General features: G+C 65.7%; 16 protein-coding genes. 10 read left to right on the forward strand and 6 right to left on the reverse strand.

All coding sequences use genetic code 11. The features are described 5' to 3' along the window. The first annotated feature begins 218 nt into the window (after nt 1-218). From BM345_RS08125 to BM345_RS08140, 4 genes are all read left to right on the forward strand, one after another. Nucleotides 219-947 (forward strand): endonuclease/exonuclease/phosphatase family protein, encoded by a 729-nt coding sequence (locus BM345_RS08125; protein WP_254789648.1) that lies wholly within the window; start codon nt 219-221, stop codon nt 945-947. After that, nucleotides 944-2,179 carry a cardiolipin synthase ClsB gene (clsB, locus tag BM345_RS08130; RefSeq protein WP_093377704.1) on the forward strand — a complete coding sequence of 412 codons (1,236 nt, stop codon included), beginning with the start codon at nt 944-946 and terminating at the stop codon, nt 2,177-2,179. The genes BM345_RS08125 and clsB overlap by 4 nt, the downstream gene beginning before the upstream one ends. Next, nucleotides 2,176-3,171 (forward strand): lysylphosphatidylglycerol synthase domain-containing protein, encoded by a 996-nt coding sequence (locus BM345_RS08135; RefSeq protein ID WP_093377707.1) that lies wholly within the window; start codon nt 2,176-2,178, stop codon nt 3,169-3,171. Before clsB ends, BM345_RS08135 begins: the two co-directional genes overlap by 4 nt. Nucleotides 3,172-3,261: 90 nt before the next feature. Then, the gene (locus BM345_RS08140; RefSeq protein ID WP_093377710.1) at nt 3,262-3,762 is read left to right on the forward strand and encodes a polyhydroxyalkanoate granule-associated phasin; all 501 of its coding nucleotides are present in this window, start codon (nt 3,262-3,264) and stop codon (nt 3,760-3,762) included. Here BM345_RS08140 and BM345_RS08145 read toward each other — a convergent pair. The 6 genes from BM345_RS08145 to dnaA form a co-directional block, all read right to left on the reverse strand. After that, nucleotides 3,731-4,903 carry a metallophosphoesterase gene (locus BM345_RS08145; RefSeq protein WP_093377712.1) on the reverse strand — a complete coding sequence of 391 codons (1,173 nt, stop codon included), beginning with the start codon at nt 4,901-4,903 and terminating at the stop codon, nt 3,731-3,733. The two genes, BM345_RS08140 and BM345_RS08145, sit on opposite strands and share 32 nt — an antisense overlap. A gap of 103 nt (nt 4,904-5,006) precedes the next feature. Next, a complete protein-coding gene (locus tag BM345_RS08150; RefSeq protein ID WP_093377715.1) occupies nt 5,007-5,492 on the reverse strand; it encodes a hypothetical protein in 486 nt (161 codons plus the stop codon). 115 nt (nt 5,493-5,607) lie between these two features. After that, nucleotides 5,608-6,078, reverse strand: a complete 471-nt coding sequence (locus tag BM345_RS08155) for a hypothetical protein (protein WP_139237479.1) — start codon at nt 6,076-6,078, stop codon at nt 5,608-5,610. Between the two features lie 856 nt (nt 6,079-6,934). Next, the gene (gene gyrB / locus BM345_RS08160; protein WP_093377720.1) at nt 6,935-9,556 is read right to left on the reverse strand and encodes a DNA topoisomerase (ATP-hydrolyzing) subunit B; all 2,622 of its coding nucleotides are present in this window, start codon (nt 9,554-9,556) and stop codon (nt 6,935-6,937) included. A 148-nt stretch (nt 9,557-9,704) separates the two neighbouring features. Beyond that, complete coding sequence (dnaN, locus tag BM345_RS08165) at nt 9,705-10,811, reverse strand: DNA polymerase III subunit beta (RefSeq protein WP_093377722.1); 1,107 nt, start codon at nt 10,809-10,811, stop codon at nt 9,705-9,707. Nucleotides 10,812-10,949: 138 nt separating this feature from the next. Then, a complete protein-coding gene (gene dnaA / locus BM345_RS08170; RefSeq protein WP_093377725.1) occupies nt 10,950-12,329 on the reverse strand; it encodes a chromosomal replication initiator protein DnaA in 1,380 nt (459 codons plus the stop codon). 500 nt (nt 12,330-12,829) lie between these two features. On the opposite strand from dnaA, the gene rpmH reads away from it, so the two are divergent. From rpmH to BM345_RS08200, 6 genes are all read left to right on the forward strand, one after another. Beyond that, nucleotides 12,830-12,964, forward strand: coding sequence for a 50S ribosomal protein L34 (gene rpmH / locus BM345_RS08175; protein WP_007834827.1), 135 nt, complete (start codon nt 12,830-12,832; stop codon nt 12,962-12,964). Nucleotides 12,965-13,065: 101 nt separating this feature from the next. Further along, entirely contained in the window at nt 13,066-13,476 is a 411-nt protein-coding gene (locus BM345_RS08180) for a ribonuclease P protein component (protein ID WP_093378376.1), read from the forward strand. Nucleotides 13,477-13,481: 5 nt separating this feature from the next. After that, entirely contained in the window at nt 13,482-13,802 is a 321-nt protein-coding gene (yidD, locus tag BM345_RS08185; protein ID WP_093378379.1) for a membrane protein insertion efficiency factor YidD, read from the forward strand. Continuing rightward, the gene (yidC, locus tag BM345_RS08190) at nt 13,799-15,574 is read left to right on the forward strand and encodes a membrane protein insertase YidC (RefSeq protein WP_093377727.1); all 1,776 of its coding nucleotides are present in this window, start codon (nt 13,799-13,801) and stop codon (nt 15,572-15,574) included. The genes yidD and yidC overlap by 4 nt, the downstream gene beginning before the upstream one ends. A gap of 62 nt (nt 15,575-15,636) precedes the next feature. Further along, on the forward strand, nt 15,637-17,055 hold the full coding sequence (mnmE, locus tag BM345_RS08195) for a tRNA uridine-5-carboxymethylaminomethyl(34) synthesis GTPase MnmE (protein ID WP_093377730.1): 1,419 nt from the start codon (nt 15,637-15,639) through the stop codon (nt 17,053-17,055). A gap of 95 nt (nt 17,056-17,150) precedes the next feature. Beyond that, entirely contained in the window at nt 17,151-17,618 is a 468-nt protein-coding gene (locus BM345_RS08200) for a Crp/Fnr family transcriptional regulator (RefSeq protein ID WP_093377732.1), read from the forward strand. The last annotated feature ends 12 nt before the right edge of the window (nt 17,619-17,630 follow it).

The following is a 17,630-nucleotide window of genomic DNA, read 5'->3' on the forward strand; positions in this document are numbered from 1 at the left end:
GCATGAGTCCATGCTAGGCAGCCAGCGTCCCGGGGGCTGTAGTGGTGGCCTGCCATCGGGCGTAGGAACAGGCCATGGCTGTGCGAAGGGCATGAATGGGAAACTCGGTGCCTGTCCTACAGGCGCAACGCCCGCGGCGCGCCGAGAATTCCAGGGTGCAGAACACCGATGCATCCCCCCTGGCCGCCCCGCGGACCGCCCCTGTCTCACTCAAGGTGATGACGGTCAACACCCACAAGGGATTTGCGGCGCTCAACCGCCGTTTCATCCTGCCTGAGCTGCGCGATGCCGTGCGCACGGTTGGTGCCGACCTAGTCTTCCTGCAGGAGGTGCTGGGGACTCACTCGCGCCACTCGCGCACCATCCAGAACTGGCCGCAGGCGCCGCACTACGAGTTCCTGGCGGACACCATGTGGCCGCAGTTCGCCTACGGGCGCAATGCCGTCTATCCGCGGGGGCACCACGGCAATGCGCTGCTGTCGAAGTTTCCGATCGTGCACTACCGCAACCATGACGTGTCGCTGCATGGCGTGGAAAAGCGCGGCCTGCTGCATTGCGTGCTGAGGCTGCCGGGCCGCGCGGTGGAGGTGCACGCGATCTGCGCTCACCTGGGCCTGTCCGAGATCCAGCGCGACCAGCAGCTCGAACTGCTGTGCCACATCGTTCGCGACGAGGTGCCCAAGGATGCACCCCTGATCGTGGCCGGCGACTTCAACGACTGGCGCGGTCGCGCGCACCGGGTGCTGGAACAAGGCGCCTCGCTGCACGAGGTGTTCGTGCACGCACACGGCCGTGCCGCGCGTACTTTCCCGGCCCGCTTCCCCGTGCTACCGCTGGACCGCATCTACGTGCGCAATGCCGGCGTGCACGCCCCGGTGGTGCTGCCGCGCCGGCCCTGGGCCCATCTTTCTGACCATACCCCGCTGGTAGCGGAGATCCAGCTATGAGCCACTCGACCCGACAGCGCTGGGTGCCCGGCAATGAGATCCACCTGCTGGAAAACGGCGAGGCCTTCTATCCGCGCGTGTTCGAATGCATCGCGAAGGCCGAGCGTGAAGTCATCATCGAGACCTTCATCCTCTTCGAAGATGAAGTGGGCTTGCAGTTGCGCGACGTGCTCGTCGAAGCTGCCGGGCGCGGCGTGCGCGTGGATCTCATGGTGGACGGCTTCGGCTCGCCGAACCTCTCGGACGACTTCGTGCTGTCGCTCACCCGCGTGGGTGTGAAGCTGCGCGTGTTCGATCCGGGCAGACAGGTGTGGGGCCAGCGGATCAACCTGATCCGGCGCATGCACCGCAAGATCATCGTCATCGACGGGCATCGCGCCTTCGTGGGCGGCATCAACTTCTCGCACGACCACATCCGCAGCTTCGGCCCCATGGCCAAGCAGGACTACGCGGTGGAAGTGGTGGGACCGGTGGTACCTCAGATCCATCGCTTCGTGCTGCGCGCCATCGCGCTGGGCAAGAAGGCGCCTGGATGGTTCCGCCACCGGGTGCGCGACTTCGAGCCGCCCTCGGCCCTCGAGGACGTGCGCGGCAGCGCGGAGGTGATGTTCGTCTCGCGCGACAACCGCCGGCACCCGGAAGACATCGAGCGCCACTACCGCGCAGCCATCCGCAGCGCGCGGCACCGCATCGTCATTGCCAACGCCTACTTCTTTCCAGGCTATCGCCTCATCAAGGAGATGCGGCGGGCCGCGCGACGCGGCGTGGACGTGCGTCTCATTCTGCAAGGCGAGCCCGACATGCCCATCGTGAAGACCGCGGCGAGCATGCTCTATCACCACCTGCTGCATGCCGGCGTGAAGATCTACGAATACTGCGAGCGCCCGCTGCACGGCAAGGTCGCGCTGGTGGACGACAGCTGGAGCACGGTGGGATCGAGCAACCTCGACCCGCTGAGCCTGTCGCTGAACCTGGAGGCCAACGTCATCATCCGCGACAAGGCCTTCAACAGCGCGCTGATGGAACGCCTGGATCACCTGATGTGCAAGGCCTGCAAGAAGATCGACACGGCCGAACTCAGCGAATGGAGCGGCTGGCGCCTGGTGCGCAGCTTCTTCGTCTTCCACTTCCTGCGCTGGTACCCGCGCTGGGCCAGCTGGCTGCCGCGCCATGCGCCGCGGCTGCAGCCGGCCGAGACGCTGCTGCAGCACGGTCGAACGCAATTGCCATGACCACCGCCGCCGCCCCCCTCGCCCACCGGCCATGGTGGCCTTGGGCGAAGCGTGCGGTCGTGGTGGTGTTCCTCGGCTGCGTGGCGGCGCTGGTGGTGAAGCAGGCGCGCACCATCGACTGGTCGGAAGTTGTCGATGCGATCCAGGAACTGCCGCGCTGGACCTTGCTCGCCGCGGCGGCCCTGGCCGCTTGCAGCCACCTGCTCTACAGCTGCTACGACCTGCTGGGCCGTCACCTGACGCGGCACAAGCTGGGCACCGGCACGGTGATGGGCGTGACCTTCATCAGCTATGCCTTCAACCTGAACCTGGGCTCGATGGTGGGCGGCTTCGGCTTCCGCTTCCGCCTCTATTCGCGGCTGGGGATCAAGTACGACGACATCACGCGAATCGTCGCCTGCAGCCTGCTCACCAATTGGACCGGCTACCTGCTGGTGGCCGGCGTGGCCTTCATGTTCTGGCCGCCCCAGCTGCCGCCGGACTGGAAGCTGGACAGCGGCGGGCTGCGCGTCGTGGGCGCCATCTGCCTGGCGGCGGCGGCTGGCTACGTGGCCTTCTGCATCTGGGCGCACGAGCGGCGGTGGTCCATCCGGGGGCATCGCATCGAGCCTCCCAAGGCGCGCATGGCGCTTCTGCAACTGGCCATGTCGGGTTTGAACTGGTCGTTGATCGCCGCCGTGATCTGGGTGCTGCTGCAGGGCCGGGTGGACTACCCGCATGTGCTGACCGTGCTCCTGACCTCCGTGATGGCGACACTGATCGTGCGCGTTCCGGGTGGCCTTGGGGTGCTGGAGACGGTGTTCGTCGCCCTGCTGGGCTTCCAGGTGCCCCAGGGGCAGTTGCTGGCCGCCTTGTTGGCCTACCGGGGGCTCTATTACCTGATGCCGCTGCTGCTGGCCGCCGTGGCCTACGCGGTCACCGAGATCCGGGCCCGGCGGCTGCGCGTTCCGACCTCCGGAACGCGTGCCCGTCGGGCAAAGTGCCACGTGTAACGGGCTCTATTCCGACTTGGAATTTATGCTGCAGTGCAGCAAAATCGAAGCTGTCCAGCCCGATTTCTCTTTTGCTCCAGAACGACCACCATGGCTTCCCGCTTCTTCAATCCCCTCGCCCTGTGGACCGACGTGGCCGCCAAGACGGGAAACATGCTCCTGTCGTCCAGCACCGTCGTCCAGATCCGCACCCAGCGCATCTTGAACAGCGCCTTTTCCCCCAGCGAGTCCGATCTGGCGGAACTGGGCCTCATGGGCCAGGAAAAGCTGGCTGCCGTGAGCGAATCGGGCAGCGCCATGGCAAGCCAGATGCATGCCACGCATTTCGCGCTCACCCACCGTGCGATGCGCCAGACGCTACAAACGGTGGATGCGCTGGCCGGATTGATGCTGAGCATCTCGCCGTCGAACACCGCGGCTCAGGCACAGCGGCTGATCAAGGCGGCGAACCGGACGGCCGCCACCGCCAGCCAGCTCTCTTCGGCCTCGGCCCGCATCGCGCAGCGCGGGCTGCGGCCTATCTACGGCCGCGCCACCTCGAATGCCCAGCGGCTGACGCTCACGGAGCGTTTACCAGACGCAGCAGCGTGATCTCGGAGGGGGCACCGAAGCGCTTGGGCGGCCCCCAGTAGCCGGTGCCCCGGCTCACGTAGATCCACATGTCGTGCAGCCGGTGCAGGCCCGCAGTGAAGGGCTGCTGCAGCGGCACGAAAAGATTCCAGGGAAAGAACTGGCCGCCATGCGTGTGGCCGGAGATCTGCAGCTGGTAGCCCGCCTGCGCTGCGGCAATGGCGCTGCGCGGCTGGTGCGCGAGCAGCAGCCGGGTGTGCACCTGCGGCGGGGCGTCGCGCACGGCACCCTCCGGGTCGCTCGCGTGGCTCGCGTCGAAGTGGGCCGCCGTGTAGTCGGTAACGCCGGCCACCACCAGCGAGCTCTCGTGCACTTCCTCGTCGGTCTGCGCACCGCTCACGTTGCGGGTCTGCAGCACCACGTGCTCGTTCATCAGCACCCGCAGGCCCAGCCGGCGAAGTTCATCGACCCAGTCGTGTGCGCCGGCGTAGTACTCATGGTTGCCCGTCACCACGAAGGTTCCGTGGCGCGCCTTCAGCCGTGCCAGCGGCGCGACATGCGAACGAAGCTCGGGCACGGTGCCGTCGACCAGGTCGCCTGTGATAGCCACCATGTCCGCCCCCAGGCGGTTCACCGCGCTCACGATGCGTTCGATGTATCGCACCCGGATTGTCGGACCCACGTGGATGTCGCTGAGCTGCGCAATGGTGAAGCCTTCCAGCTGGCTGGGCAGGCTCGCAATGGGGATGTCCACCCGCCGCACCCGCGCGGTGCGCCGCGCATTGAAGAAGCCCACCAGCGTGATCAGGCTGGCCAGCAGCGGTACCACCAGAGCGCTCGTGGTGCGCCAGGTGGGATCAGCCGCGCTGCCGGCGATGCCTGCCAGCGCCCACTGCACCAGCAGAAGCACATCGCGCAGCACGCTCAGCACGAAGAGCGAGGAGAACCAGCCCATGCTAACCAACCCCACCCACTTCAGCCACGCCGGCACCCGCCAGCTGCGGCGGGAAAGAAAGGGAAGCGGCATGCTCGCCGCGGAAACCACCAGCAGCACGGCCAGCACCGGCCAGGCCGGCGTGCGCTCCGCCAGCGCTGGCAGCAGGCGAAGTGCGAGCAACGCATGCAGCAGCGTGACGAGGGTGGTGAGCGGGAGAAGCGCCATTCACTTGAGTATGCTGCAGCGCATCAAAGAATGCTTGCGAAGCGCATGACAACACCCGTCACAAGGTGTCATCCGTCTCGAAATCGAGCGGGAATTTTCTCGATCAGGAACGGGCGCTCTTCGTGTCGGTGCCCTGCGGCCACTCGAAGACGTTGCGGGTCGACGTGCCGGCACCGCCGACGGTGATCTCGCGCACGATCGCGGCGCCGCCCAGCACGGCTTCCGCAGAGTACTTGCCGGGGTCCAGGCGGGCGACCAGGTAGGGGCCGCTCGCACGGACGTGGTCCAGGACCACCCGACCCTGCGCATCGCGCACCGTGAGCAGCACGTCGGCCGCAAAGGCGGCGCCCTGGCCATCCTTGACCGCGAACTCGAACACCGCGGACCAGCGAGGTTCCACGGTGCGCATCAACTCGGCTTCTTCGGACCCGATACCGCCGCTCATGTACTCGATGCCCTGGGACAAGAGGATGGGCGGGTTGTAGACGGCCGCCTGGGCAGTCATGCACGCCAATGCCAGGATCGCGCCTGCACACAGCGCCGCGGGCCCGGCAGGGGCCTTCCTCGTCATGTCCGGATGGAAGCTCATGGAAGTCCTTTCTAGATCCTGGAGACGTGGCCTGTGCTGCGGATGGAGGCAAGCGCCACGCGAAGGGACTCTGCGCCGGACGCCTTACGAGCTTCTTAAGGCGATGGCGGCGGCGCTACTTCAGCGCTGCCTGCGTCTGGTCCGGCGTGCTCAGGTTCGAAGGCCAGACGAACGTCGCCTTGGCCCCCCTGCCCTGCACCACGACGAGCGGCTGGATCAGCGTCAGGCCATCCAGCGTGGCTTCCACGGTGTAGCTACCCGGCGCAAGCCGCGCCAGCAGGTGCGGCGAATCGGCCATCACGCCCAGCGCCTGGTAGCCGTTGTAGGCGTCCCGAACCACCAGTTTGACGCCTGCCACGCGATTGCGGCCGTTCCCTGATTCGTTCATGGCGAACTGGAAGCTCGCCGCCCAGCGCGGCGACACCATGTCCATGAAAGCAGCCTCGGCCTGGCCGCTGCCGCCGCACATGTATTCCGTGCCTTCCGGCGCCAGGCGGATCGGCGGGTTGGCCAGGACGGCCGCATGGGCCTGCGCGAAGGAAATGCCCAGCAGGAGGGCGAGGCCAAGGGGGCGCAGCGATTTCATGATGGAACTCTGGAACGGCGAAGGCATGGGACTGAAAGGCTCCGACAGGGAAGGAGGTGCTTCATGCGTCCTAGCAAGACTGATGCACACCGGATCCGACCCGTCCGGGGCTGGCCAGGGAGTGCGCTGGACAGGCAGTCCTGGTTTGTAGCCCGCACGGCTCGCATTCCCGAGAGGGCAAACCCCCTGGAACGGCGAGCACTGTTCATCCAGTACCCACTTGCTCGCGGGCGCGGCACCCGTGACGCAACGCATACAGCTGTGGCGTGTTTTCCAAGGCGACAAAACCGGCCCACGGGGCGCGGCTGTTCCTGCTATCTCTTCTTATTTCTTCTATTTCAAATTAGTAGTAGTAGTAGGAGATTGCCTGCACCTGTGGAAAGCCTGCTTTTCTCCATGGCCATCAAGGACTTGCATGCGCTCGACCACTGTGCGCAGCTGCGCTTCGCAACTGCTTCGCCAAACTGAACAAGATCGGCGAATTCGCCCGGCCTGTGGACAAGCACCTTCTTGTGCGAAAAATTTCCCCAGAGTTGTGCTTTGACAGCGAGTCGTCCAAGCGGTAAAGAAAGAATCCGGCGCAAAAAATCGCCTGCCCACTAAATAAGCAGACTGTTGTTTATCCTTTGCAATCAACCACTTGCGACGGCCTTACACAGTAGTCCGAGAGTTGTTCACAGACTTGCCCAAGTTTTCTGGGGAGAAACTTGATGACGCGTTGATGACCAGTACAGCTGGACGGAGTGCGAATTCGCCTGCCTGATTTTTAAGCAGGCAGGGGTCTGGCTGATCACGGACGCCAGAAAGCAAAACGCCACCCGAAGGTGGCGTTTGTGCGAGAAGACGCGAAAGCGTCTCAGACGTCGATATTGGCCGCCCGCAGCGCGTTCTGCTCGATGAATTCCCGTCGCGGTTCGACTTCGTCGCCCATCAGCATGGTGAACACGCGGTCGGCCTCGATGGCGTCGTCGATCTGCACCCTGAGCAGGCGGCGCACGTTCGGGTCCATGGTGGTCTCCCAGAGCTGTTCCGGGTTCATCTCGCCCAGGCCCTTGTAGCGCTGGCGCGCGGTGGCGCTTTCAGCCTGGGCGATGAGCCAGCGCATGGCGGTGCGGAAGTCGCCCACCTTCTCTTCCTTGGCCCGCTCGCCTTCGCCGCGGCGAACCACCGAGTCTTCGGACAGCAGGTTGCGGAAGGTGTTGGCGGCCTCGGCCAGGGCAGCGTAGTCGGCGCCGTGGACGAAGTCCTGCGTCAGCACGCTGCTCTTGATGTTGCCGTGGTGGCGCCGGCTGATGCGCAGCAGCGGCTTGTCGGAACGGGCGTCGAATTCGCTGGCCACCTCGGCCGGAATGCCGGTGGTGTTGAGCTCGCGCAGCTTGGTCTGCAGGGCCACGGCCGAAGCCTCGGCCGATGCGGTGGTGTCCAGGTCCAGCGACACGCCGTCGGCGATGGCGCGAAGTGCCTCGGCGTCCATGAAGCCGCCCAGCCGCGCGATGACCGCCTCGGCCAGCTGGTGCTTGCGGGCCAGCTCGCCCAGCGTCTCGCCGCTGATCACCGTGGGGTTGGTGCCGCCGGTGGAAATGCTTGCGTCCTTGAGGGCCACCTTGAGCAGGAAGGCATCCAGCGCGCCGGCGTCCTTCAGGTACTGCTCTTCCTTGCCGACCTTGACCTTGTACAGCGGCGGCTGCGCGATGTAGATATGGCCGCGCTCCACCAGCTCGGGCATCTGGCGGTAGAAGAAGGTGAGCAGCAGCGTGCGGATGTGCGCGCCGTCCACGTCCGCGTCGGTCATGATGATGATGCGGTGGTAGCGCAGCTTGCTCACGTCGAAGTCGTCCGCACCGGCCACGCCGCTGTCGTTGGCCCGGCCGATGCCGGTGCCCAGGGCGGTGATCATGGTCAGGATTTCGTTGCTGGTCAGCAGCTTCTCGTAGCGCGCCTTCTCCACGTTCAGGATCTTGCCGCGCAGCGGCAGGATGGCCTGGAACTTCCGGTCGCGGCCCTGCTTGGCCGAACCGCCGGCGGAGTCGCCCTCCACCAGGTAGACCTCGCACATGGCCGGGTCCTTCTCCTGGCAGTCCGCCAGCTTGCCCGGCAGGCCCATGCCGTCGAGCACGCCCTTGCGGCGCGTCATCTCGCGGGCCTTGCGGGCCGCTTCGCGGGCGCGGGCGGCCTCGACGATCTTGCCGCAAATGATCTTCGCGTCCTGCGGGCGTTCCTGCAGGTAGTCGCTCAGCAGCCGCCCGACGATGTCTTCCACCGGTGCGCGCACTTCGCTGGAGACCAGCTTGTCCTTGGTCTGGCTGGAGAACTTGGGTTCCGGCACCTTCACGCTCATCACGCAGCACAGGCCTTCGCGCATGTCGTCGCCGGTGACTTCCACCTTGGCCTTCTTGGCCAGTTCGTGTTCTTCGATGTACTTGTTGATGACCCGCGTCATTGCGGCGCGCAGGCCGGTGAGGTGGGTGCCGCCATCACGCTGCGGGATGTTGTTGGTGAAGCACAGCACCTGCTCGTTGTAGCCCGAGTTCCACTGCATCGCCACTTCCACGCCGATGTGCGTGCCGGGGATGCCACCGTAGGTGTCGGCCGGCCGCTCGCCCGAGGCGTAGAACACGTTCGGGTGCAGCACCTGCTTGCCCTTGTTGATGAACTCCACGAAGCCGCGCACGCCGTTCGCGCCCGAGAAGTCGTCTTCCTTGCCGCTGCGCTCGTCCACCAGGCGGATGCGCACGCCGTTGTTCAGGAAGCTCAGCTCGCGCAGGCGCTTGCTGAGGATCTCGTAGTGGAAATCGTTGTTTTCCTTGAAGATCTCGGTGTCGGGCAGGAAGTGCACCTCGGTGCCGCGCTTCTCCGTCTCGCCGGTGATCTTCATCGGCGACACCTCGACGCCGTTCACGTTCTCCACGATGCGGTTCTGCACGAAGCCGCGGCTGAATTCGAGCACGTGCACCTTGCCGTCGCGGCGCACCGTGAGGCGCAGCATCTTCGACAGCGCGTTCACGCAGGACACGCCCACGCCGTGCAGGCCGCCCGAGACCTTGTAGCTGTTCTGGTTGAACTTGCCGCCGGCGTGCAGCTCGGTCAGGGCGATCTCGGCGGCCGAGCGCTTGGGCTCGTGCTTGTCGTCCATCTTGATGCCGGTGGGAATGCCGCGGCCGTTGTCCACCACCGAGATGGAGTTGTCGGTGTGGATGGTGACGACGATGTCGTCGCAGAAGCCCGCCAGCGCCTCGTCGATGGAGTTGTCCACCACCTCGAACACCAGGTGGTGAAGGCCCGTGCCGTCGGAGGTGTCGCCGATGTACATGCCGGGGCGCTTGCGCACCGCCTCCAGGCCTTCGAGGATGGTGATCGACCCTTCGCCGTAGTTGTCGGCCGAGGGCGGCGAGATTTCCACGGGAATGGCGTTGTCGATATCAGCCTCGTAGACCGGTTCGGTGTGCGGTACTTCCGGCTTGATTTCTTCGCTGCTCATCAATTTTCCTCAAACTCTCCGGGGCGAGCCGACAGGGCTGGCGCCGCCATTCATCTCTGCCACGTCTTGCAATCTTGAAAGGCTGCACCGCGGCCCGGGCACCGGCCGCGTGCAGTGGCCCCTGCGCAAGGCAGGGGTGGTGCGGAGCTCAGATCCGCATGGGCATCACGACGTACTTGAAGGTCGCGTTCTCGGGGATGGTGACCAGCGCCGAGCTGTTGGAATCGGCCAGGTCGATGCGCACCATGTCCTGGCCCATGTTGGCCAGGGCTTCGATGAGATAGGTGACGTTGAAGCCGATCTCGATGGCGTCGCCGCCGTAGTCGATGTCCAGTTCGTCCTGCGCCTCTTCCTGCTCCGCGTTGTTGGACGCGATGCGCAGGGTGCCCGGCTCGATGTTCAGCCGCACGCCCTTGAACTTCTCGGACGTCAGGATGGCGGTGCGCTGCAGGCTGGCCAGCAGCGGGGCGCGGCCCAGCGTCACGCTGTTCTTGTGCCCCTTGGGGATCACGCGGTTGTAGTCGGGGAACTTGCCCTCGACCAGCTTGGTGACGAACTCCATGCCGCCGAAGCTGAACTTGGCCTGGTTGTTCGCGAACTGCATCTCGATGGCGCCTTCGGCGTCGGACAGCAGTCGCTGCATCTCCAGCACCGTCTTGCGCGGCAGGATCACTTCCTGGCGCGGCACCTCGACGTCCAGCGTGGCGGAAGCGAAGGCCAGGCGGTGGCCGTCGGTGGCCACCAGGCTCAGCTGCTTGCCCTCGGCCACGAACAGGATGCCGTTGAGGTAGTAGCGGATGTCATGCACCGCCATGGCGAAGGACACCTGCGAGAGCAGGTCCTTCAGGGTCTTCTGCGGCACGCTGAAGGCGGGACCGAAGTTGGCCGATTCCTGCACCAGCGGGAAGTCCTCGGCCGGCAGGCTCTGCAGCGTGAAGCGGCTCTTGCCACCCTTGAGCACCAGCTTGTTCTGGCTCGATTCGAGGCTGACGGTCTGGTCGGCCGGCATGGTCCGCAGGATGTCCACCAGCTTGCGAGCACCCACGGTGGTGGTGAAGGCGCCTTCGTCCCCACCCAGCTCGGCCGTGGTGCGGATCTGGATCTCCAGGTCGCTGGTCGTCAGCTGGATCTGGCCGCCGGCCTTGCGGATCAGCACATTGGCCAGGATCGGAAGCGTATGCCGGCGCTCCACGATGCCTGCCACCGACTGCAGCGCGGCAAGGATTTTGTCTTGTGTTGCCTTCAGGACGATCATGTGTACCTCTTCTCTTCCTTCGGTTTCTTCTTCAGATTCGGTTCAACGGCCGCGCAGCACGACGGCACGCCAGCGCGGACAAACAGGCGACGGTAACGCACGGGCGGGGCAAGCGCATGTCGAGCGGGGCTTGCGCCATCAGCCCTTGAGCGTCTGCTCGAGCACGTGCAGCTGCTGGTTGAGTTCGGTCAGCTGCTGGCGCTCGCCCGAGATCTTGCGCACCGCATGCAGCACGGTGGTGTGGTCGCGCCCGCCGAAGAGCTCGCCGATCTCGGGCAGGCTCTTCTGCGTGAGTTCCTTGGCCAGGTACATCGCGATCTGGCGCGGCCGTGCGATCGAGGCCGGGCGCTTCTTGCTGTACATGTCGGCGACCTTGATCTTGTAGTAGTCGGCCACCGTCTTCTGGATGTTTTCCACCGAGATCTGCCGGTTCTGGATCGACAGCAGGTCGCGCAGGGCCTCGCGCGCCAGCACGATCGAGATCTCTTTCTGGTTGAAGCGCGAATACGCCAGGATCTTGCGCAGCGCGCCTTCGAGTTCGCGCACGTTGGAGCGCACGTTCTTGGCCACGAAGAAAGCCACTTCCTCGGGCATCTCGGTGCCCTCGGCGCGCGCCTTGTTGATCAGGATGGCCACGCGCATCTCCAGCTCGGGCGGCTCGATGGCCACCGTGAGACCGGAGTCGAAGCGCGAGACCAGCCGCTCGTGGATGTCCGCCAGGCCCTTGGGGTAGGTGTCGCTGGTCATCACGATGTGCGACTTCTTGGCCAGCAGGGCTTCGAAGGCGTTGAAGAATTCTTCCTGGGTGCGGTCCTTGTTGGCGAAGAACTGCACGTCGTCGATGAGCAGCAGGTCCAGCGAGTGGTAGCGCTCCTTGAACTCGTCGAAGGTCTTGCGCTGATAGGCCTTGACCACATCCGAGACGAACTGCTCGGCATGGATGTAGAGAACTTTGGCGTCCGACCGGTCGGCGAGCAGGCGGTTACCCACAGCGTGCATCAGGTGGGTCTTGCCCAGACCGACGCCGCCGTAGATGAAAAGCGGGTTGTAAAGGTGCCCCGGCATGCCGGCCACGTGCATGGCCGCGGCACGCGCCATGCGGTTGGCGGTGCCTTCCACCAGGGTATCGAAGGTGAGGCTGGCGTTGAGCCGGTTCTTGAAGCCGGCAGCCGCCGGCTCCTCGCCCAGGCCGCCGACTTCGCGCGGGACGTCGGTTTCCACCAAGGCAGCCACAGGTGCAGGCCGGACGGGAATTTCTCGAGGAGCAAGCGCTAACTCAATGATCACGGGCTGGCCGTAGAGCTTCTCGGCCAGGGCTGCGATCTTGCCGGCGTACTGGGCCCGGATCCAGTCGAGCTTGAAGCGGTTCGCGACGAAGACGGTGACGCGCGAGAGGTCGTCCGCGACCTGTGCGGTCAGCGGCTTGATCCAGGTGTTGAACTGCTGCTCGGACAGTTCCTGCGCGAGCTGGTCGACGCAGGCCTGCCAGAGGCTGTCGCCGATTCCGTCACTCGACATGGGCAGGGGAAACCGGGTGGTGGCGCAGGGTTTGTCCCTCGGTCATTTTCGTTCTGGATTTGTGGATAGTTGCTTGCGCCATGCGCCCGGCATTCTAACTTGTCAAAACCTTATCCACACCGTCCGGCAGGGGGTGGGAAAGCCCGAGAAAAGTGCTGTGCATTGTCTCCCGGGCAAATGTTTGCGATAATCGCGGGTTTCCCTCTAGGCCAGAGTCAGCGGGTGCGCTCGTGGATCACTTTTGACAAGTGGATACCGCCTTCGCACCGGGGCGCCTTGCGCGCAAGGCAAGGCTTGGGGAGAAGAACCGAAGAAATCGGCCAGGCAGCCCGTCCCCGCATGAAGCGGGGGCACGGTCACGCCGCGAGCGGCTGCCGGGGCGTCCTGCTGAATCAAGCCGGGGCCGCGGTCGTCCGCGAGCAAAAGAGCCACGAGATTTGGCAAGGCGTCCGTGCAGTTCATGAACTGGGGCCGTCGCCAAGGCAATCAGGAAAATCATCATGAAACGCACGTATCAAGCATCCAAAGTCCGCCGCGCCCGTACCCACGGCTTTCTGGTCCGCATGAAGACCCGCGGCGGCCGCGCCGTCATCAACGCTCGCCGCGCCAAGGGCCGCAAGCGCCTGGCCGTCTAAGCGGCCCGCCGGGTCCAACGCGACGGATCCACGCACCGACGCTGGCCGCCAGACTGCCAGTTGCCTCGTTGCCGCCGACCGTCGACTTGCGCCCGGACTTCATGCAGCGGCTCCAGACCCGCGCGCAATTCCAGGCTGTTCTTGCAGGCTCCACTGTGGCGCGCACTCCCCACTTCGCGTTGCACCGATGTGCACTCGAAGCGCCTGTGCGCGCCGGTGAAACGCCGGCAACAGCCCTGTTCGAACCGCCGGCCACCTGGCTCGGCGCCATGGTGCCCAAGCGCTGGGCCCGGCGTGCCGTCACCCGCAACGCCATCAAGCGCCAGATCTACACCGTGAGCGCAAGCTTCGAAGGCGGTCTGCCGCAGGCTGCCTACCTGGTGCGCCTGCGTTCGGGCTTCGATCGCAAGGTCTTTCCCAGCGCCACTTCGGTGGCGCTGAAGGCGGCCGTGCGCGCCGAGTTGCTGCGGCTCTTCGAACGCCTGGACGGCCGCAAGGGAGTCGCGTCGTGAGCAGCATGCCGGCCGATGGCGCCGCCACCTCGCCGTCGCTGGCCGCGCGTGCCCTCGTCTTCCTGGTTAAGGGCTACCGCCTGCTGCTGAGCCCCTGGCTGGGCTCGGCCTGCCGCTTCTCGCCCACCTGCTCCGTGTATTCCATCGAGGCCCTGCAGACGCACGGCGCGATGCACGGCAGCTACCTCACCCTTCGCCGCCTGGCGCGCTGCCATCCGTGGTGCGACGGCGGCCACGACCCGGTGCCCGCCAAGGGCCGGAACGGCGCGTCCCCTGCGGGCGGGCTGTTCTCACATCTCTCTTCCGACAAGAAGTCATCTCCATGAACGATATCCGCCGAACCATCCTCTGGGTGATCTTTGGTTTCTCGCTGGTGTTGCTGTGGGACCAGTGGCAGGTCTACAACGGCCGCAAGCCCACCTTCATGCCCTCGGCCCAGGTGGCCCATGAAGACGCCAAGAAGCAGCCGGTGGCGCCGGCGGGCAACGACGTGCCCAGTGCCGCCGCGAGCGGCAGCGGCTCCGCAGGCGCCGCCGCGTCCAGCGTGCCGGCCCAGCCGGCCACTGCCGCACCGGTGGCCCAGAAGGTCGAGGTGAAGACCGACGTCTTCCGCGCGGTCATCAACAGCGACGGCGGCACCCTGTCCCGCCTCGAACTCTCCCAGTACCTGGACCAGACCAGCCAGCACGGCCTGGTGGAATGGTTCAAGCGCCTGATCGGCCAGCCGGTGCCGCCCGCCGAGGAGCGCCCCGTCACACTGATGGAGGACGGCTCGCCCGCCACCCGCTACGTGGCGCAGACCGGCCTGCTCAACCCCGATGACAAGGGCCCGCACTTCCCCACCCACCTCACGCCCATGCGCCTGAAGGAAGGTCCGCTGACCCTGGCCGACGGCCAGGACACGCTGGAGGTGAGCTTCGAGTCCGAGCCGCAGGGCGGCCTGAAGTACGTCAAGACCTACGTGTTCAAGCGCGGCGACTATTCCATCCGCGTGCGCCACCAGGTGGTCAACGTGAGCGACCAGCCCCAGGAGGCGCAGCTGTACCTGCAACTGGTGCGCCACGGCACCGTGCCCGGCACCACCATGTTCGGCACCAACACCTTCACCGGCCCGGCCTTCTATACCAACGAGAAGAAGTTCCACAAGGTCAGCTTCGAGGACATCGCCAAGAAGAAGGCCGAGGTGCCGCCGGCAGCCGACAACGGCTGGGTGGCCATGGTGCAGCACTACTTCGCCTCGGCCTGGCTGCTGAACGTGCCGGGCAGCGAAGACCTCAAGCGCGAGTTCCGCGTCGCCGACCTGGGCAACAACCTGTTCTCGGCGGCCATGGTGGTGAACCTGCCCAAGCTGGCACCGGGCGCGACCAAGGTGCTGGAAAGCAACCTGTTCGCCGGCCCTGAAGAAGAGAAGAAGCTCGAGGCCCTCGCCCCCGGCCTGGACCTGGTCAAGGACTACGGCATCTTCGCCATCATCTCCAAGCCGCTGTACTGGTTGCTCAACAAGCTGCACGGCATCCTGGGCAACTGGGGCTGGTCCATCGTGGCGCTGGTGGTGCTGCTCAAGGCCGCTTTCTACTGGCTCAACGCCAAGGCCTACGGCAGCATGGCCAAGATGAAGGCGATCAATCCCAAGATCATGGAGATGCGCGAGCGCCTGAAGGACAAGCCGCAGGAGATGCAGCAGGAGATGATGCGCATCTACCGCGAGGAGAAGGTCAACCCGATGGGCGGCTGCTTCCCCATCGTGATCCAGATCCCGGTGTTCATCGCCCTGTACTGGGTGCTGCTCTCGTCGGTGGAAATGCGCCACGCGCCCTGGATCCTGTGGATCCACGACCTGTCGGCACCCGACCCGTGGTTCATCCTGCCGGTCATCATGACCGCCACCTCGCTGGTGCAGACCTGGCTGAACCCCACGCCGCCCGATCCGATGCAGGCTCGCCTGATGTGGATCATGCCGCTGGCCTTCAGCGTGATGTTCATCTTCTTCCCGGCCGGCCTGGTGCTGTACTGGATCACGAACAACGCGCTGTCGATCCTGCAGCAGTGGTTCATCAACAAGCGCCTGGGCGTGCTGGGCGAACCGAAGAAGAAGTAAACGCAGCCCCCCGCTGCAGACCAGGGCCGCGAAAGCGGCCCTTTTTGCTGGAAGAATCCCTCATGCTCGCCCGCAACGCCGATCCCATCGTGGCCATCGCAACCGCGCCCGGTCGCGGGGCGGTGGGCATCGTGCGGGTGTCCGGCGCCGACCTGTCGCCGCTGGTGCGGGCGCTGTGCGGGCGCAGCCTGCGTCCGCGCGAGGCGCACTACCTGCCCTTCCTGGATGCCCAGGGCGGTGCGGTGGACCATGGCCTGGCGATCCACTTTCCCTCGCCCAACTCTTTCACCGGCGAGGACGTGCTGGAGTTGCAGGCGCACGGCGGCCCGGTGGTGCTTCAGCTGCTGCTGGCGCGCTGCCTTGAAGCAGCCGCCGAGCCCGATCCCATGACCGGCGCGGCGTGCGTGCCGGACCTGCGCGTGGCGCAGCCGGGCGAGTTCAGCCAGCGCGCCTTCCTCAACGGCAAGATGGACCTGGCGCAGGCCGAAGCCATCGCCGACCTGATCGATGCCAGCACCGAGGCCGCGGCGCGCAGCGCCAGCCGCTCGCTGTCGGGCGAGTTCTCGCGCGAAATCCACGGCCTGCGCGATGCGCTCATCCATCTGCGCATGCTGGTCGAAGCCACGCTGGACTTTCCCGAGGAAGAGATCGATTTCCTGCAGAAGGCCGATGCCGTCGGCCAACTGGCCCGCCTTCGCGACATGCTGGCCGCGGTGCAGCGCCGGGCGCGCCAGGGCGCCTTGTTGCGCGAGGGCATCAAGGTGGTGATCGCCGGGCAGCCCAATGCGGGCAAGAGCTCGCTGCTCAATGCGTTGGCCGGCGCCGAACTGGCCATCGTGAGCAGCGTGGCCGGCACCACGCGCGACGTGGTCGCCCAGACCATCCAGATCCACGGGGTGCCGGTGCACGTGGCCGACACGGCCGGCCTGCGCGACAGCAGCGACGAGGTCGAGAGAATCGGCATCGAACGCGCGTGGGGCCAGATCGAGAGCGCCGACGCGATTCTCTTCCTGCACGACCTTACGCGCGCCCACACCTCCGACTACGCCACCGGCGACGCCGACATTGCCCGCCTGCTGGCGCAAAAGCTGCCAGCCAAGGTGCCGGTGTTGCATATCTGGAACAAGAGCGATGCGGTGCCAGCCGAGCGGCTGGCGGCGCATGCAGGCGACGGCATTGCGCTGTCGGCGAGAAATGGCCAAGGGCTGGAAGCGCTGCGCGACCGGCTGCTGGAACTGGCCGGCTGGCAGTCGGTGCCCGAAGGGGTCTACCTCGCCCGCGCGCGTCATGTGCAAGCGCTGGCGCGGGTCGGCGAGCACCTGGATGGGGCCGCCGCCCACCTGGCCATGCGTGATCAGATGCTGGACTTGCTGGCCGAAGAGTTGCGTTTGGCGCAGATGGCGCTCAACGAAATCACAGGCGAATTCGGGGCCGACGACCTGCTGGGCGTGATTTTTTCCCGTTTCTGTATCGGCAAATAGACAAACGCAATAGCACAATCTGGTTACTGTTGTTGCATTTGTGAGCGTTTACCCTCCGCATCGCTCATACTGGCGGGTCTCGCAAGGAATCCGACATGTCTTCCACGATCCAGGATCTGTGCCGCGCGATCTCGCAAAACACCAGCTACGACGCCTTTGCGCCCTCGCTGAGCGCGCAGCAATGGGAGATGCTGGGCACCTACCTGCAGCCGCTCCCGCTGCCGCCGGGCCAGATGCTGATCGACCAGGGTGCGCAGGACCGCACCGTCTACTTCATTCAAAGCGGCACGCTCAGCGTGCACGTCATCGGCTCATCGGGACAGATGCAGCTGGCCATCCTCAACGCCGGCTCGGTGGTAGGCGAAGGCGCCTTCTTTTCCCGCCTGCCCCGCTCGGCCAACGTGATCGCCACCGGTCCGGCGATGCTCTGGCGCATGACCTCCATCCGTTTTGCCGAGATGGCCAATCGTCAGCCGGCACTCGCGCTGGAGGTCACTTTGGCCCTGGGCGCCGTGATCGCCAAGCGGATGGTGAACAAGCCCAAACGGGTCGCGGTGACCTGAAGGAGAGCGGGC

Source organism: Variovorax sp. OV329, assembly GCF_900114785.1.
GTDB lineage: Bacteria > Pseudomonadota > Gammaproteobacteria > Burkholderiales > Burkholderiaceae_C > Variovorax.

Coding starts and splice junctions, on each gene's coding strand:
- BM345_RS08125 (WP_254789648.1), top strand. CDS start 219: ATGACGGTCAACACCCACAAGGGATTTGCGGCGCTCAACCGCCGTTTC.
- clsB (WP_093377704.1), top strand. CDS start 944: ATGAGCCACTCGACCCGACAGCGCTGGGTGCCCGGCAATGAGATCCAC.
- BM345_RS08135 (WP_093377707.1), top strand. CDS start 2,176: ATGACCACCGCCGCCGCCCCCCTCGCCCACCGGCCATGGTGGCCTTGG.
- BM345_RS08140 (WP_093377710.1), top strand. CDS start 3,262: ATGGCTTCCCGCTTCTTCAATCCCCTCGCCCTGTGGACCGACGTGGCC.
- BM345_RS08145 (WP_093377712.1), bottom strand. CDS start 4,903: ATGGCGCTTCTCCCGCTCACCACCCTCGTCACGCTGCTGCATGCGTTG.
- BM345_RS08150 (WP_093377715.1), bottom strand. CDS start 5,492: ATGAGCTTCCATCCGGACATGACGAGGAAGGCCCCTGCCGGGCCCGCG.
- BM345_RS08155 (WP_139237479.1), bottom strand. CDS start 6,078: ATGAAATCGCTGCGCCCCCTTGGCCTCGCCCTCCTGCTGGGCATTTCC.
- gyrB (WP_093377720.1), bottom strand. CDS start 9,556: ATGAGCAGCGAAGAAATCAAGCCGGAAGTACCGCACACCGAACCGGTC.
- dnaN (WP_093377722.1), bottom strand. CDS start 10,811: ATGATCGTCCTGAAGGCAACACAAGACAAAATCCTTGCCGCGCTGCAG.
- dnaA (WP_093377725.1), bottom strand. CDS start 12,329: ATGTCGAGTGACGGAATCGGCGACAGCCTCTGGCAGGCCTGCGTCGAC.
- rpmH (WP_007834827.1), top strand. CDS start 12,830: ATGAAACGCACGTATCAAGCATCCAAAGTCCGCCGCGCCCGTACCCAC.
- BM345_RS08180 (WP_093378376.1), top strand. CDS start 13,066: ATGCAGCGGCTCCAGACCCGCGCGCAATTCCAGGCTGTTCTTGCAGGC.
- yidD (WP_093378379.1), top strand. CDS start 13,482: ATGCCGGCCGATGGCGCCGCCACCTCGCCGTCGCTGGCCGCGCGTGCC.
- yidC (WP_093377727.1), top strand. CDS start 13,799: ATGAACGATATCCGCCGAACCATCCTCTGGGTGATCTTTGGTTTCTCG.
- mnmE (WP_093377730.1), top strand. CDS start 15,637: ATGCTCGCCCGCAACGCCGATCCCATCGTGGCCATCGCAACCGCGCCC.
- BM345_RS08200 (WP_093377732.1), top strand. CDS start 17,151: ATGTCTTCCACGATCCAGGATCTGTGCCGCGCGATCTCGCAAAACACC.